12 protein-coding genes and 1 pseudogene are annotated in these 15,498 nt (G+C 51.6%); 7 read left to right on the top strand and 6 right to left on the bottom strand.

Features of this window, described 5'->3' with window-relative positions:
- Positions 1 to 206: hypothetical protein (locus PPOP_RS23660; protein ID WP_234399618.1), on the top strand; the 206-nt coding region annotated here is incomplete at its 5' end.
- On the opposite strand, the gene PPOP_RS00120 is transcribed toward PPOP_RS23660, so the two are convergent.
- Together PPOP_RS00120 and PPOP_RS00115 are read right to left on the bottom strand one after the other, a co-directional pair.
- Positions 177 to 968: a hypothetical protein gene (locus PPOP_RS00120; protein WP_006283914.1), complete on the bottom strand. Its 792-nt coding sequence runs from the start codon at positions 966 to 968 to the stop codon at positions 177 to 179. The two genes, PPOP_RS23660 and PPOP_RS00120, sit on opposite strands and share 30 nt — an antisense overlap.
- A gap of 96 nt (positions 969 to 1,064) precedes the next feature.
- On the bottom strand, positions 1,065 to 1,979 hold the full coding sequence (locus PPOP_RS00115) for a LysR family transcriptional regulator (RefSeq protein ID WP_006283913.1): 915 nt from the start codon (positions 1,977 to 1,979) through the stop codon (positions 1,065 to 1,067).
- A gap of 335 nt (positions 1,980 to 2,314) precedes the next feature.
- On the opposite strand from PPOP_RS00115, the gene PPOP_RS00110 reads away from it, so the two are divergent.
- From PPOP_RS00110 to PPOP_RS00095, 4 genes are all read left to right on the top strand, one after another.
- Complete coding sequence (locus tag PPOP_RS00110) at positions 2,315 to 2,989, top strand: succinate dehydrogenase cytochrome b558 subunit (RefSeq protein WP_042226695.1); 675 nt, start codon at positions 2,315 to 2,317, stop codon at positions 2,987 to 2,989.
- A gap of 15 nt (positions 2,990 to 3,004) precedes the next feature.
- The gene (gene sdhA / locus PPOP_RS00105) at positions 3,005 to 4,771 is read left to right on the top strand and encodes a succinate dehydrogenase flavoprotein subunit (protein WP_006283911.1); all 1,767 of its coding nucleotides are present in this window, start codon (positions 3,005 to 3,007) and stop codon (positions 4,769 to 4,771) included.
- Positions 4,772 to 4,773: 2 nt separating this feature from the next.
- Positions 4,774 to 5,538 (top strand): succinate dehydrogenase iron-sulfur subunit, encoded by a 765-nt coding sequence (sdhB, locus tag PPOP_RS00100; protein ID WP_006283910.1) that lies wholly within the window; start codon positions 4,774 to 4,776, stop codon positions 5,536 to 5,538.
- Positions 5,539 to 5,860: 322 nt separating this feature from the next.
- Positions 5,861 to 6,613 (top strand): metallophosphoesterase family protein, encoded by a 753-nt coding sequence (locus PPOP_RS00095; protein WP_006283909.1) that lies wholly within the window; start codon positions 5,861 to 5,863, stop codon positions 6,611 to 6,613.
- Between the two features lie 285 nt (positions 6,614 to 6,898).
- Here the strand turns inward: PPOP_RS00095 and PPOP_RS00090 are convergent, their stop codons facing one another.
- Together PPOP_RS00090 and PPOP_RS00085 are read right to left on the bottom strand one after the other, a co-directional pair.
- A complete protein-coding gene (locus PPOP_RS00090) occupies positions 6,899 to 7,711 on the bottom strand; it encodes a histidinol-phosphatase (RefSeq protein ID WP_006283908.1) in 813 nt (270 codons plus the stop codon).
- 12 nt (positions 7,712 to 7,723) lie between these two features.
- Positions 7,724 to 8,626 (bottom strand): LysR family transcriptional regulator, encoded by a 903-nt coding sequence (locus tag PPOP_RS00085; RefSeq protein WP_006283907.1) that lies wholly within the window; start codon positions 8,624 to 8,626, stop codon positions 7,724 to 7,726.
- A 282-nt stretch (positions 8,627 to 8,908) separates the two neighbouring features.
- Here PPOP_RS00085 and PPOP_RS00080 point away from each other — a divergent pair.
- Positions 8,909 to 10,037: pseudogene (locus PPOP_RS00080) on the top strand (glycoside hydrolase family 125 protein); the annotation flags it as partial.
- Between the two features lie 75 nt (positions 10,038 to 10,112).
- Here PPOP_RS00080 and PPOP_RS00075 read toward each other — a convergent pair.
- Both PPOP_RS00075 and PPOP_RS00070 read right to left on the bottom strand, forming a co-directional pair.
- On the bottom strand, positions 10,113 to 12,167 hold the full coding sequence (locus PPOP_RS00075; protein ID WP_006283903.1) for a methyl-accepting chemotaxis protein: 2,055 nt from the start codon (positions 12,165 to 12,167) through the stop codon (positions 10,113 to 10,115).
- A gap of 297 nt (positions 12,168 to 12,464) precedes the next feature.
- Positions 12,465 to 14,519 (bottom strand): methyl-accepting chemotaxis protein, encoded by a 2,055-nt coding sequence (locus PPOP_RS00070; protein WP_006283902.1) that lies wholly within the window; start codon positions 14,517 to 14,519, stop codon positions 12,465 to 12,467.
- Between the two features lie 433 nt (positions 14,520 to 14,952).
- On the opposite strand from PPOP_RS00070, the gene PPOP_RS00065 reads away from it, so the two are divergent.
- Positions 14,953 to 15,429, top strand: coding sequence for a chemotaxis protein CheX (locus tag PPOP_RS00065; RefSeq protein WP_006283901.1), 477 nt, complete (start codon positions 14,953 to 14,955; stop codon positions 15,427 to 15,429).
- Positions 15,430 to 15,498 lie beyond the last annotated feature (69 nt).

Genomic DNA, 15,498 nt, shown 5'->3' with positions numbered 1-15,498 from the left:
CTTGTAAACTCGTTTCCATTTTGAATCCATCCTTTCGTATGCGTGATGGATTCATTGTGACTGTTTTGACTTGCTATGCACAGGTGGGATTGGTGCTGCTGAATAACGGCCTCCACCCGCCATGGCGTTTCTCCGTCGTTGTTGATTATGTTTGTTGTGATGTTTTCAGGACGGGATTAGAACAGAATTTTGGTCATAATCAATAAGAGCAAGAAGTAGCCGCTGAGGCTGGCCAGTACGTATACGAAGCGGTTGTTCCGCGACACTTGGGCTTGCTCCAGCGATTCATAGATGGTCAACATGACCGATACAAGCCAGGCAAGGCCGGCGATGGCGAGCGCCAATGAATGGAATGACAACATCGTGATGATTCCGGCGACCGTATAGATGGGGCCGTAAGGCATCTGCATCGCGGCTAATTGCACGAAGAATGTCTTGGCGTCGAGCTTCCGCTCGCCCTTCCAGCGGCTCACGAAGTAGAGCGAACCGAAGAGGGCGACCAAGGCGACGAGATAGAGTAGAATGAACTGCAACAAATACGAAAAAGGCAGAGATGTGCTGCCGAGTCCAAACGATAAAGTGCCTAGCAAAAACATAGCAAATCGGTTAAGGAACAGATAGCCGAAGAGCGCAAATCCGACCGCGGACACGGCAGCCCCGATTACGCCGTACCAATCATCGGCCCCCGTCGTCATATCGCTTGCCTCCTGCGGCTCCTTCATGAGGCGAACGACGCGTGCCATATCGATATTCGGGGCCGACGTCCTGGGCGCGCCGGAAGGGGGGGGAGACGGCTGTGCAGGCTCCTGCATCGGGCGGATGGGGAACGGCTGCTCCGCCGCGGCGGCAGCCTCCCGGCGTTCCACCGAGGACGCCGGGCCTTCGTCGCCGGGACGGCCGTCATTGACCCGGCACGTATGTACTTCGTGCTCCTGCAGCAGTTCGCCGCATCGATTGCATACTTTCATCTTATCTACCTCCTAGATTTCCCCTATCATGTATGAACATATCGGATTTCTGTATCTCTGTGGATGTAACAAAAATTAGATTCGACACATCCTTTCCTATTCCTGCTTCGATTTCATATTCCATCCGGAGGCCGCCCGGGCCGTCTCTTCTATGAACCGCCTTGCAGTCAGACTAAGGGCGGCTTGCTTCGCATAGACAAGCGACATGATCCGCTTCGTCTGTACCAGCTCCTTCAGATGAATGGCGACGAGTCCGTTGTCGTCCAGCCATTCGGAGCGCAAGTATGATTTGGGGAGCAGCGCTGCGGCATGGCAAGGAGACAGCAAGCGGACGATCGCTTCGAAGGAGTCGATCTCCATGCGGATGTCGGGAATAATGTGATGGCGCCGGAACAGATCGTCGATCAGCTTGCGGTACCAGGTGCCTTTGGAGAATAACAACATCGGAAGACCGTTCAGTCGGGTGATCGAGTCTTGAACACCGGAGGCCATCTCATGCTCCCGTGGCACGACCAGTTCCAGATGATCGGAGAACAGGGGAAGGCAGACAAGGCTCGGATCGCAGATCGCGTCGGCGACCAATCCGACATCGACCTCTAGATCCCGGATGAAAGAAATGATCTCGTGCGTCTTGCCGGTTACGGTTTTCAATTGCGCATCCGGATATTTTTCTGCAAATAAAGAAACAAACAGAGGCAGTGTCGTCTGGAGCGTCGTCAGGCTCGCCCCTATTGTAACAGAGGCATGGCCTTCGATCTTGTAATCCGCGATCGACTTCAAGAAATCAAGCTGCCGGTTGCGGATGTCCAGCGCGAACTCATACGTAATCTGACCGACCCGGGTCAGCTCTAGCCGCTTGCCGTTCCGGCTAAAGAGATCGACGCCAAGCTCACTCTCCAGCTTCGCGATCTGGCGAGAGAGCGCGGGCTGGGACAGATTGAGGCGCTTGGACGCCTGATTCAAGGTTGACAATTCAACGACGGTAGCGAACGATTCCAGCAAATCGAGCACCGGTAATCCTCCTCCTCGTGTCACGTAATAAAAAGATATAATTTCTAAATATACGAATTGATATGCATAATAGTTATTAAAATTATAAAAACATTGCAATACCATTATAAGAGAAAAAGAGGTAACATGAGAAGTGTCACAACTTAGTCACAATTATAGAGAGCGGTTACATCGGTATGACCCAAGAGATCCAGTTGTTATGGAATAACATGGATCATCCCAGGTTTCGCGAATCGACAAAATATTGATGATTTCGACAAGCATGGGTAAAATGATGGTTGTTACAATTACCAAAATCTACTGGTACGTAAAGGGAAAGGGGAGACGGCACGCTTATGAAACGAGGTTATTTTTACTCACGGAAGTTGCATTCACTTCTCGGGATTATCCCGCTAGGCTTCTTTCTTGTGGAGCATATGCTGACCAACTTCTCGGCATTTGACGGTGGGAAGGAGGCGTTTCAGAGCAGCGTTAAGATGTTGAATGATCTGCCGCTCATATTCTTTCTCGAGCTGTTCGGCATCTGGCTTCCGCTTCTGTATCACGGAGTGTATGGGCTTTATATCGCCTATACGGCGAAGAACAACGTAGGGAACTTCAACTACGAACGCAACGTGGCATTTCTATGGCAACGGATTACGGGGGTCATCACATTTATTTTCGTCACATGGCATGTGTTCGAGACGCGATTCCAGATTACGCTTGGCAATGTAACCCATGAAGAGCTGGGAACCCATATGAACAGCATCGTCTCTCAGCCACTGATGTTTGCCGTCTATACGATCGGGGTTATCGCTGCGTCGTACCATTTCACGAACGGTCTGTGGGCATTCCTCGTGAGCTGGGGAATCACGATTGGCCCGCGCGCTCAGAAGGTATCGGCCCAGATTTGCATGGGCTTGTTCGTTATTATGTCCGTCTTGTTCGTATTGTCGCTGATCGGCTTCCGCAGCGAAGAGTTCCAGGCGGCTTCCGTTATGATGGATACAGTGAAATCGGTTATCGGCTAAGGGGGAGGACGCATAATGGCTAAGCAGAAAATTATCGTCGTAGGCGGCGGTCTCGCCGGTCTGATGGCGGTCGTAAAAGCAGCGGAGGCAGGCGTGCACGTTGACCTGTTCTCACTGGTTCCCGTCAAGCGGTCCCACTCCGTATGCGCCCAGGGCGGAATCAACGGGGCGGTCAACACGAAGGGGGAAGGCGACTCCCCATGGGAGCATTTTGACGATACGGTATTTGGCGGGGACTTCCTCGCGAACCAGCCTCCGGTCAAGGCAATGTGCGAAGCGGCGCCCGGGATCATCCATTTGATGGACCGGATGGGCGTCATGTTCAGCCGCACGCCGGAAGGGCTGCTTGATTTCCGCCGCTTCGGCGGTACGCAGTATCACCGAACGGCGTTTGCCGGAGCCACTACCGGCCAGCAGCTGCTGTATGCGCTTGACGAGCAGGTGCGCCGTTGGGAAACCGCCGGCCTCGTCACCCAATATGAGCATTGGGAATTCCTGTCGGCGGTTATCGACGAAGAGCAAGTATGCAGAGGCATTACGGCGCAGAATCTCCGCTCCATGGAGATCAAGTCGTTCGCGGCCAATGCGGTTATTCTCGCGACCGGCGGCCCCGGCATTATTTTCGGCAAGACGACGAACTCGGTCATCAATACCGGCACGGCAGCCAGCGCCGTCTATCAGCAGGGCGTCCGCTATGCGAACGGGGAATTCATTCAGATTCACCCGACGGCCATCCCGGGAGACGACAAGCTGCGCCTCATGTCCGAATCGGCGCGCGGCGAAGGCGGACGGATTTGGACCTACAAGGACGGCAAGCCATGGTACTTCCTCGAAGAGAAGTACCCGGCATACGGGAACCTCATGCCGCGTGATATCGCGACGCGGGAAATTTTCCATGTCTGCGTCGATTTGAAGCTCGGCCTTAACGGCGAGAACATGGTCTACCTCGATCTGTCGCACAAGGATCCGAGGGAACTTGACGTCAAGCTCGGCGGCATTATCGAGATTTACGAAAAGTTCATGGGCGACGACCCGCGCAAAATTCCAATGAAGATCTTCCCGGCTGTCCACTATTCGATGGGCGGCATGTGGGTCGACTATAATCAGATGACGAACATTAAAGGCCTGTTCGCCGCAGGGGAATGCGAATACCAGTATCACGGGGCGAACCGTCTCGGCGCCAATTCTCTCCTGTCCGCCATTTACGGGGGCATGGTGGCGGGGCCGAAGGCCGTCGAATATATTCGCGGACTGGATAAGTCCGTCGAGGATATCTCCGCCAGCATATTCGACCGCGAAGTCAAGCTGAGAGCGGATCGCTACGAGATTCTACTCAAGATGGACGGCAGCGAGAATGCTTACGTTCTACATAAAGAGCTGGGCGAATGGATGACGAACAATATGACGGTCGTCCGCTGCAATTCGAAGCTGGAAGAGACCCTCATGAAGATGAAAGAGCTGAAGCAGCGTTATGCGAACATCAATATGTCAGATACGGCACGCTGGAACAACCAGGCCGCCAGCTTCACCCGCCAGCTGTGGAACATGCTCGAACTGGCCGAAGCGATGACGAAGAGCGCCCTGCTCCGCAACGAAAGCCGCGGCGCCCATTACAAGCCGGAATTCCCTGAGCGCAACGATCAGGATTTCCTCAAGACGACGATTGCCGCTTGGACACCGGAAGGACCGGAGATCGGCTACGAAGAGGTAGATGTATCGCTTATTGAACCGCGGAAGCGCGATTACACGACGGATAAAAAAAGGAAAAAGAAAGGGGAATAACGATGGCGGAAGCAGTGGCATCATCCAAGAAGATTACGTTCATTGTAACGCGTCAGGATTCGCCTGATGCGGCTCCTTATACGGAAGAATTCGAAATTCCGTATCGCCCGAACATGAACGTCATCAGCGCCCTGATGGAGATCCAGCGAAATCCCGTCAATACGTCGGGCAAAGAGACGGTTCCGATCTGCTGGGAGTCGAACTGTCTGGAAGAAGTGTGCGGCGCCTGCTCGATGGTTATCAACGGCAAGCCTCGTCAAGCCTGCTCGGCCTTGATCGACAAGCTGGAGCAGCCGATTCGCTTGGCTCCGATGAAGACGTTCCCGGTCGTTCGCGACCTGGTCATCAATCGGGAACGGATGTTCAATGCGCTCAAGCGCGTCAAGGCCTGGATCCCGATTGACGGCACGTATGATCTAGGCCCGGGACCCCGCATGGCGGAGACGAAGCGGCAATGGGCGTATGAGCTATCGAAGTGCATGACCTGCGGCGTATGTCTCGAAGCTTGCCCGAATGTGAATGACAAGACAAGCTTCATCGGACCGGCACCGATATCTCAAGTCCGTCTGTTCAACGCGCATCCGACGGGCGAGATGAACAAGGATGAGCGTCTGGAGGCGCTGCTGGACGATGGCGGCATTGAAGGCTGCGGCAACTCGCAGAACTGCGTCCGCTCCTGTCCGAAGGAGATTCCATTGACGACATCTATCGCGGAAATGAATAAAGATACGACCAAACTGATGTTCAAGCGCTGGTTCAAAATGTAACGCCATATCTGTCATGGGTGACGCCTCCTCTTGCTATCGCATTGATTTATGACCTCTTTACATCCTATTTTTTTGCCGTTTGCATTGAACTGCATGCTGATTCATAATAAAAGTACACTGGAAGGAACAGGGATATTTGTCCTCACGTCTATACAAGCTGCGGCATCGGGACGACCGGGCTGCCGATTCGCTTGTTCTGTCCTCCAGACGGACGCTGATCGCTCTGATGCGAGAAAAAGGGGTTCATAAGTCGGATTGCCCGTGCATAACACAGAACAAGGACACCGACATTCATAGTCTAGAGAGGAGACATAACATTATTATGCAATCCATCGCCATCATTTCAGATATACATGGGAATTTGCAGGCATTGGAAGCGGTGCTGCAGGATGTGAAGCGCCAAGGCGCCGACCGGATCTACTGTCTTGGCGATGTCGTCGGGAAGGGTCCGAATCCGGCGGAGGCGGTCGATCTCATAGGGGAGCATTGCGATATCATCGTGCGCGGGAATTGGGACGAACTGGTCCTGCGGAAGGAAGAGGATATTCAATTCCGCTGGCATGCCGAGCGGCTGGGCGAGAAGCGCCGGATCATGCTGGCCGCACTTCCGTTTTCTCACGACTTGATCATGAGCGGTCGGCATATCCGTCTCGTCCATGCGTCTCCTCAGAGCGTCTATCATCGGGTACAGCCGTGGGATTCGGAGGAGAGAAGACTCAGCATGTTCGAATTCACATCTTCCCTCAACGAGCCGCTTCATCCATGCCAATCGCCGGATGTCGTCATATACGGAGATATTCATAACGCGTTTTTGCAGCATCTTCATTGCCGTACGTTGGTCAATTGCGGAAGCGTAGGGAATCCGCTCGACATTACCCAGGCCTCATATATTATGCTGCAAGGCAGTGTAGGCCAGGTTGCGACAAGCGAATTTTCAATTCATTTCTACCGGGTGCCCTATGACATCGAACGGGCTGTTCGGGCAGCCCAGGAGGCGGATATACCCGGCCTGCAGCCATACGTTCGGGAGCTGCGCACCGGCGTGTACCGGGGGATTCAGAGCGGAGAAGCATAGACTTGGAAGCGGCAGCAGCACCAATCATGCCAGCTTGTACGGACAATGAGGACAGCCGGGGACGGTCTTGTCCTGTTGACTGCAATATGCGATTCGATCATCAAATTTTCATCATTTGTTACACAACGGTAATATTTCTGTTAACGGAGGTTAATGTTAAGGGGGTATCTTATTAACAAGACCCCCTTTGATGAATATATATCCCTTGAGTCGGACCTGAATGTTCAGGTCCTCTTTTTTTTGCCTCCTGGCTGTCAGAAGCGGTCGAATGAACCAAAAGCCGCTCTACGCGAGCGGCACTTCATGTCTTTTTTTTCGCTTGTAGTAGACCCAGGACGTGAAGCCGATCTCCAGGAGTCGATTTCGGACTTCCTCCCATTCGTCGCTGACGCGGGACGGACTGTGAGCATCGGAGCCGAATGTGACATCGACGCCGAAATAAAGGGCCCGTTCGAGAATATCATCGGATGGATACCAGCCGCCACTCCGCTTCGTCTTACCGGACGTATTGATCTCGATTGCCACGCCGCAATCGGCGATGACAGACAGCGTCTCATCGATAGCCTCGGCGGCGGCGATATCCGAGAAAGCCGGATAGTTGCCCTTCATCGCGTCGATGTGGCCGAGAATCTGGAACATGCCGGAGCGGGCGGAATCGCGAATAAGTTCATAATACGTAATCTTCTGGGCGACGCGTTCTTCTTCGGACAGCTTCTTCCACCGGTTCTTGTTGAAAATGCTGACCCCGTTCGTATAATGAACGGATCCGATAATATAATCGAACGGATACCGGTCGAGCATTTGCCGGTATGTTTCGGCGTGCGGAGGGAAATAGTCGGACTCAATGCCGAGCAGCACGTCGATGCGTCCTTCATATTCCCGCTTCAGTTCAAGTACTTCGTTCACGTAATTCTCGAAGTCGCTCTTAGCCATCGCGATATTGGGAAAAGCCTGATCTTCCTCTCTGCCGAAGTACGGGGTATGATCAGAAATGCCGATTACGTGCAGCCCGTTCGCGATCCCAGCTTCGATATAATCCCGTATATTTCCGTCTGCATGCCCGCAGCGGAAATGATGTGTATGCAAGTCGAATTTCATCTTCTCTTCCTCCTACTCTGACCCGATGAATTGCGTTTCCGGCATGCCTTTCAGGTCATTTAGGAACTGCTGCATCGCGGAATTTAAATATCGGCCCGTACGGTACATGACGCCGACTGGGTGGGTAATCTCCAACTCATGGATATGTACAATCTGAAGTGATTCTCGCTTCAACTCGTTGCTGACGGACAGCTTCGAAATGATGGCCGCGCCAAGATTCAGCTCCACCATCCGCTTCACTTCCTCGCTGCTGTTCAATTCCATTACGATATGAGGCTGAATGCCGTGACGGCGGAACGTCTCATCCGCGAATCGGCGGCCCAGCGTGTCGGTGGACAGCATAATGAGAGGGATATCCCGCAGCAGCTCCATGGTGCCGTGCTTATACCTAGCTAGCGGATGGTTCGGATTGACCACCAGTTCGAACGTGTCGTAGTAGAGAACGGAAGAGACAAGATTCGGGTTCTGCTCATTCAAATACCCGATTCCGATATCCACGGTGCCGTTTTCGATTTGGCTCATGACTTGGGTTGAAGGCATGGACAAGATGGTCGTGTTGATGAGCGGGAACTGATCCTGGAAATAGGAAAGCACCCGTGGGAGAATTTGAATGGCAATTGATGTCGTCGTTCCGAGTATGATATGTCCCTGCGGAGTTTGCTGCAAATCGGTCAGCTTTTGCTTCAAATCATCGACGATTTGGAGTATGTGCTCGGCATTTTCAAGAAACAATCGGCCGCTGTCGGTCAGGGTGACCGGCTGATTGCGATCAATGAGAGTGGTTTTGAATTCATCTTCCAAGCTTTTGATTTGCGCAGATACGGCGGGCTGAGTCAGGTTCAGCAATTCGCCGGCTTTGCGGAAACTCATTGTCTTGGAGATCGTGATAAGCGTTTCCAATTGGCTCAGATTCATAGAATCCCTCCTTTCCCGTCTCATGAGATGAATCATACGTACCGAAATGATAAAAATATTTTCAATAATAACATCAATAAATTTGTTTTGTCATTATATCTTAGATTATAGAGGAAGCGGCTGGCCGGAGCAATGTTTGCTCTTTTTTTCAAGTTGGTCAGGAAGGTACGTCCGAATTTTTCCCCATATCGCGCAATACGATTCCACCCGGGGATTATTGCCGAAGGCCGATCCGGCGCAACGCCATCCCTGCTGAACCGACTTTGACGTCAGGCATAGCAATTCAAGAACTGCTTCCCAAATACGCTGGAGACAACGACAAAGCTGCTGGAGGACGGCACGACCTTCGTGTTGACTGGAGACATCCCGGCCATGTGGCTGCGCGACTCGGTAGAGCAAGTCATTCACTATGTCCCATTAGCGAAGAATGACATCGATTTGCAGCGCATCATCGGCGGCTTGATCAAGCGCCATATGTTCTATATCAATATCGATCCGTATGCAAACGCATTCAATGAAGGCCCGAACGATTGGCACTGGGATGCGAATGACCAGACCGACATGTCCCCATGGGTATGGAAGCGTAAATATGAGCTTGATTCGATGTGCTTCACGATTCGTCTCGCTTATATGTATTGGAAAGAGACGGGGCGCACCGATATTTTAGATACCGCTTCATGTGCGAGAATTGCCCGGATATCGATACGTTGCGCAACGACGGCCTTGGCATGCCGGTCAACTATACGGGGATGACGTGGTCCGGCTTCCGTCCAAGCGACGATGCCTGCGACTTCCATTACAATATTCCTTCCAACATGTTCGCAGTCGTCTCGTTGCGCCAGATGCAGGAGATCGCGAAGTACGGCTTCCGCGACGAAGCATTCGTGAAGGAAATGCACAAGCTTGAAAAAGAGATGGAGCACGGCATCCAGTTGTACGGCACCTGCAATCACCCGACCTACGGAAAAATGTACGTGTATGAGACGGATGGCTTCGGCAACTTCTGCCTGATGGACGATGCAGGGACGCCGAGTCTATGTCGATTCCGTATATCGGCTATACGGGCGCAGAAGATCCGATCTACCAGAATACGCGCCGCTTCATTCTGAGCAAGGAGAACCCGTACTACTTCGAAGGCAAGGCCGCCTCGGGAATCGGCAGCCCCCATACGACGGATGGCTATGTATGGCATATGGCGCTCTCGATGCAGGGCTTGACGGCGATCAGCGATGAGGAGATCGTGTCGCTCATCGGCACATTGGAAGCGACCGATGCCAGTACCGGCTTTATGCATGAAGGCTTCCACGCGGACGATCCGGCCATCTTCACCCGTCCGTGGTTCGCCTGGTCGAACAGTCTGTTCTCCCAACTGGTCTGGAAAGCGATGCAGCGGGGATTGCTGATCAAATAAAGGACAGCCCGAAGTTAAGGAAAGACAAGCAAGGCGGAGCAGGTATGATTCCTGCTCCGCCTTTGCTGCGTTCCCTTATATTTTATACCGGCTTATCATCTGGTTCAGCGTTTGTGCCATTTGATTAAGCTGTTCCGCATTGTTCAGCAACGAGTCCATATCGCCCAGTTGCTGATCCGTGAACTTCACCAGCTCCGTGGCCTGCTGCGCGTTCTTCTCGGCGATGTGCGCGATCTCATTTACGGAAGCAAGCACTTCCTCGGCGCCGGCGGACATTTCTTCCGATACGGCCGATGTGTCGTGAATCTGACCCGCGATATCCGTAATATCCGTTAAGATGCGATCGAATGTTGCTCCCGAATGCTGCACCTTTTCAATGCCGTCAGCGACGCTACTCCGCACGTCCTCCATCGATTCCACGGCCTTGCGGGCATCGTGTCTCGTTTCCTCAATCAAGTCGGAGATTTCACGGGCAGAATCGGCCGAGCGTTCCGCCAGCTTCCTTACTTCCTGGGCGACGACGGCAAAGCCTTGGCCATGTTCTCCAGCTCGGGATGCTTCAATCGCCGCATTGAGCGCAAGCAGGTTCGTTTGCGATGCGATCTGGGTGATGACATCGACGATGTGGGCCATTTGCTCCGACCGCTCGCCGAGAGTCTGCACCAGTCCCCCCGAATGCTTCACCGATTCATCGATAGTATTTATCTGCCGCACCGCTTCCTGGAGCAGGATGTTGCCTTGCTTCGCTTGGTCGGTCGTATCCATCGACGTCTCGGAGATGCTCGTTGTACTTTCCGCGATGCGCTGAATGCCGATGGCCATCTCTTCCATGGCCTTGTTTCCTTCATCCGTACCTCGTTTTTGCATCTCGGCGCCGCTGGCGACGACCTTGACGATGGAATTGACTTCCTGAATCTGAGCCGTGCTTGCTTCCGTATGAGCGGATAGCTGTTCTGAAGAAGCGGCCAGTGTATTCGCGGCGCTGTGAATCTCCCCGGTGAGATGACGGATGGAGGTCTGCATCGCCTGCAGCGATTGCCCCAGCACGCCGACTTCATCCTGTTGGCGCAGAATAGAGGCAGGAACCTCGACCGTGAAATCTCCGGTGCCGATTTCCTTCATAGTGGCAGCGATCGTCTGAATCGGCTTCGTAATGTTCGATGCCACCCGTAGCGCCACTAGCGCGGCTAAGATGGCGCATATCGAGCTGGTAAGAAGATTGAGCTTTCCGATCTTGTTGGCTTCTTGTGACAGCTCTCTTTTCTCAACGATCGACAAGTATTTCCATCCGGTCGTCTGCGACGTATACAAGTTGGTCATATAGTCCGTGCCATCGACTCGAATCTCGAAATGATCCGCCGTTTTGTCTATGATATCGGCAAATTCGGGCACGCCGATGTCCGCAATATTTTTGGAGTTCAGCTCGGGATTGTGGGGATGAGCGAGAATCGTTCCGTCTTTGGCGAGCAGAACGACATAGCCGGTCTCCTTGATTTTGATATTCTGGAGCTGTTCGGTCAGCGTGTCGAAAGTCGTTTCCATACCGAGTACGCCCAGCGGCTTGCCGTTGTCGTCGCGGAGGACCATTACGCTGACCATTTCCAAATTGCCGGAAACCGAATTGACAGACGGCTCGGTAATCGTCACTTGGTCTGGATTCGCCATCGCAGTCTCATACCAAGAGCGGGTGCGCGGGTCGTACTTTGCGGGGTTCACTCGTTCCGGCCACTGCACGTAACCGCCATGAATCGTCCCGAGAAAAATGGAAGGGGTGTTCGCATGCGTCTGGATAAAGCGTTCAAATTCCTGATAGATTTGACTTTCAATGCCGCCGTTTTGGGCATATGTTGATTTTGTATCCTCCGTTTGCTTTATGAAAGTGCTAATGCTATTATCGGCTTGCTTGATGATCGGGATGTCAGCAACATATTGTAAATTCTCTTTCACCGTATCGAAAAGTAGCGACATTTTGCTATCCACCAGTTCGACTTCGTTGGTCGTCGACATCACGAACGAATCAGTAATTTCTTTTTTCATACTATTATTCATAATAACAGCTATAATAGAAATTGGAATTAGAATCGTAACTAAAAAGGAAATCACCAATTTCATTTTAATGCTTTTTAACATACTGCTCCTCCTCTAAGATGTTTTCATAAACTTATGTAAAGTTCGACATTACCTCTATACTATTTATCGCCCAAACAAAATCTTTCTTTATACCTAGTTAAAAATTAAGCTGCCGAATATATATTTGCTTTTCGTATTTTTGGATATGAATAGTACATACTCAAGTGGGCAGTGATGAAGCCAAAAGGTCGAGTAAGGGAACAAATGTAAACCCTAACTCGACCTTTTTTCGAAGCTAACGGTCATCCCACAGGTAGTAAAAAACTACTTTTGAGATAGCCCTTTTGCTGCGTTCCCTTATATTTTAAACTTTCTTGTTATCTGGTTTAGCGTTCGCGCCATCTGATTAAGCTGTTCCGCATTGTTCAGCAGCGAGTCCATATCGACCAGTTGCTGATCCGTAAACTTCACTAGCTTCGTGGCATGCTGCGCGTTCTTCTCGGCGATGTGTGCGATCTTATTTACGGAAGCAAGCACTTCCTCGGAGCCGGCGGACATTTTTTCCGTTACGGCCGACGTATCGTGAATCTGGCCCGCGATATCCGTAATATCCGTTAAGATACGCTCGAATGTTGTACCAGAATGTTGCACCTTTTCAATGCCGTCAGCGACGCTACTCCGCACGTCCTCCATCGATTCCACGGCTTTGCGGGCATCGTGTCTCGTTTCCTCAATCAAGTCGGAGATTTCACGGGCGGATTCGGACGTGCGTTCCGCCAGCTTCCTTACTTCCTGGGCGACGACGGCAAAGCCTTGGCCATGTTCTCCAGCCCGGGATGCTTCAATCGCCGCATTGAGGGCAAGCAGGTTCGTTTGCGATGCGATCTGGGTGATGATATCGACGATGTGGGCCATTTGCTCCGACCGCTCGCCGAGAGCATGTACCAGTCCCCCCGAATGCTTCACCGATTCATCAATGGTATTCATCTGCTGTACCGCTTCCTGAATCAGGATGTTGCCTTGCTTCGCCTGGTCGGTCGTGTCCAGCGCCGTCTCGGAGATGTTCGTTGTACTTTCCGCGATGCGCTGAATGCCGGTGGCCATCTCTTCCATGGCCTTGGTTCCTTCATCCGTGCCCTGCTTTTGCGTCGCGGCGCCGCTGGCGACGATCTTGACGATGGAATTGACTTCCCGAATCTGAGCCGTGCTCGCTGCCGTATGGGCGGATAGCTGCTCCGAAGAAGCGCCCAATGTAGTCGCAGTGCTGAGTATCTCCCCGCCGAGATGACGGATGGAGCCTTGCATCACCTGCAGCGATTGCCCCAGCACGCCGACTTCATCCTGTTGGCGCAGAATAGAGGCAGGAACCTCGACCGTGAAATCTCCGGTGCCGATTTCCTTCATAGTGGCAGCGACCATCTGAATCGGCTTCGTAATGTTCGATGCCACCCTTAGTGCTACCAGCACGGATAAGATGGCACATATCGAGCTGGTGAGAAGATTGAGCATTCCGAGCTTGTTGGCTTCTTGTGTCAGCTCCCTTTTCTCAACGATCGATAAGTATTTCCATCCGGTCGCCTGCGACGTATACAGGTTGGTCATATAGTCCGTGCCATCAACTCGAATCTCGAAATGATCCGCCGTTTTTACTTGGATATCCGCAAATTCGGGCACGCCGATGTCCGCTATATTTTGAGAGATCAGCTCGGGATTGCGGGGATGAGCGAGAATCGTTCCGTCTTTGGCGAGCAGAACGACATAGCCGGTCTCCCGGATTTTAATGCTCTGGAGCTGTTCGGTCAGATTGTCGAGGCTTGTATCCAGCCCGAGAACGCCCAGCGGCTTGCCGTTGTCGTCGTGGACGACCGCTGCGGTGGTAATTTTCAGATTGCCGGTAGCCGAATCGAGATACGGCTCGGTTACCGTCACTTGTTCCGGATTCGCCATCGCCCCCGTATACCAAGGGCGTGGGCGCGGGTCATACTTGGCGGCCATTTCTTTTTCCGGCCACTGCACGTAACCGCCGTGGACCGTCCCCAAAGATACGGTAGCGGTGTTCGGATGCGTCAAGGCAAAGCGTTCATATTCCTTATAAATTTGACTTTCAATGCCGCCGTTTTGCGCAAATGTCGATTTTGTCTTTTTCGTTTGCATTATGTATGAGGTGATGCTGTCATCGGCTTGCGTGATAATCGGGCTGTTAGCCAAAAATTTTACATCCTCGTTTACCGTATCGAAAAAAAGCGACATTCTGCCGTCTACCTGTGCGACTTCGTTGGTCGTCGACGCAACGAAGGTATCGGTGATTTCCTTTATCATACTATAATTCATAATAACGCCTATAATAGAAATTGGAATCAGAATCACAACTAAAAAGGCAATAGACAGTTTCATTTTAATGCTTTTTATCATGCTGCTCCTCCTCTAAGATGTTTTCACAATTGGTATCGACATTATTTAAGAAAATTCGATATCTTCTCTAATCTATTTATCGCCCAGAAAAAAATCTTTCTTAATACCTATTTACAAATCAAGCTTGCCGAATAGATTTGCGCTTTGTATTTTGGATATAATAGGCAGGTTAATGATTACAGCGTAAATCTCTTCGGCGCACCGTCATCCGCGATTGCATAAGCACAAGCCATCGGCTTATACTAAAAATGAGTCCATGGCAATAGTTCTTTATACCTAAATATATAAAAAATTAATAAAATTAAGATAAATGTTTTCGTGATTAATGCGAATTTTTTTAGTATAATAGTCTTATAAAAATGGGTATGTAGGACGTTCGGATGAGGTTCGGACATCATTTCCTCATAGTCGGAAAGGGGCGAAAGATACAAAGATGAAAGTCGAGTGGATTCATCCTTTTTTGCAATCGGCGTGTACGGTCATTGAACAAGTCGTGCAAGTTCGTCCGCAACGGGGAGAACTTGAGATGTTATCCTGGAGCGGGTCTCATGATTTTCGTATCCAGATAGGGATGACGGGGCAATTATCGGGCCATGTGGCATTCGGATTAAATGAAGATGTTGCCATTAAGATGGCTTCTGCGATGATGGGAGGCTTCCCGTTGGATGCGCTTGACGCCATTGGGGAGAGTGCGATTTCGGAGCTGGGGAACATGATTAGCGGCAATGCGACCACTTTGATGTACAATCAAGGGTTGATCGTTGATATAACGACGCCTCAATTGCTGGTTTCCTCCAACCCGGGACCGATTCAACGGGCGATGGCGATACCGCTCATTATTGAAGACATCGGTCGGTTTGATGTGCTTATGAACATCGGTTATAGTGATAAGGTCAATGTCGTATCCTGACGTATGATGCAAGGTCTACGGCGAGCTGCAGTGCGAGAAATGGTGGGCTGCAGGCGAAGCGGCGCCAAA

This window comes from Paenibacillus popilliae ATCC 14706, from assembly GCF_000315235.1.
GTDB lineage: Bacteria > Bacillota > Bacilli > Paenibacillales > Paenibacillaceae > Paenibacillus_B > Paenibacillus_B popilliae.
Note: the sequence above shows the minus strand (reverse complement) of the source record. Positions and strands in the feature narration are given on the sequence as shown.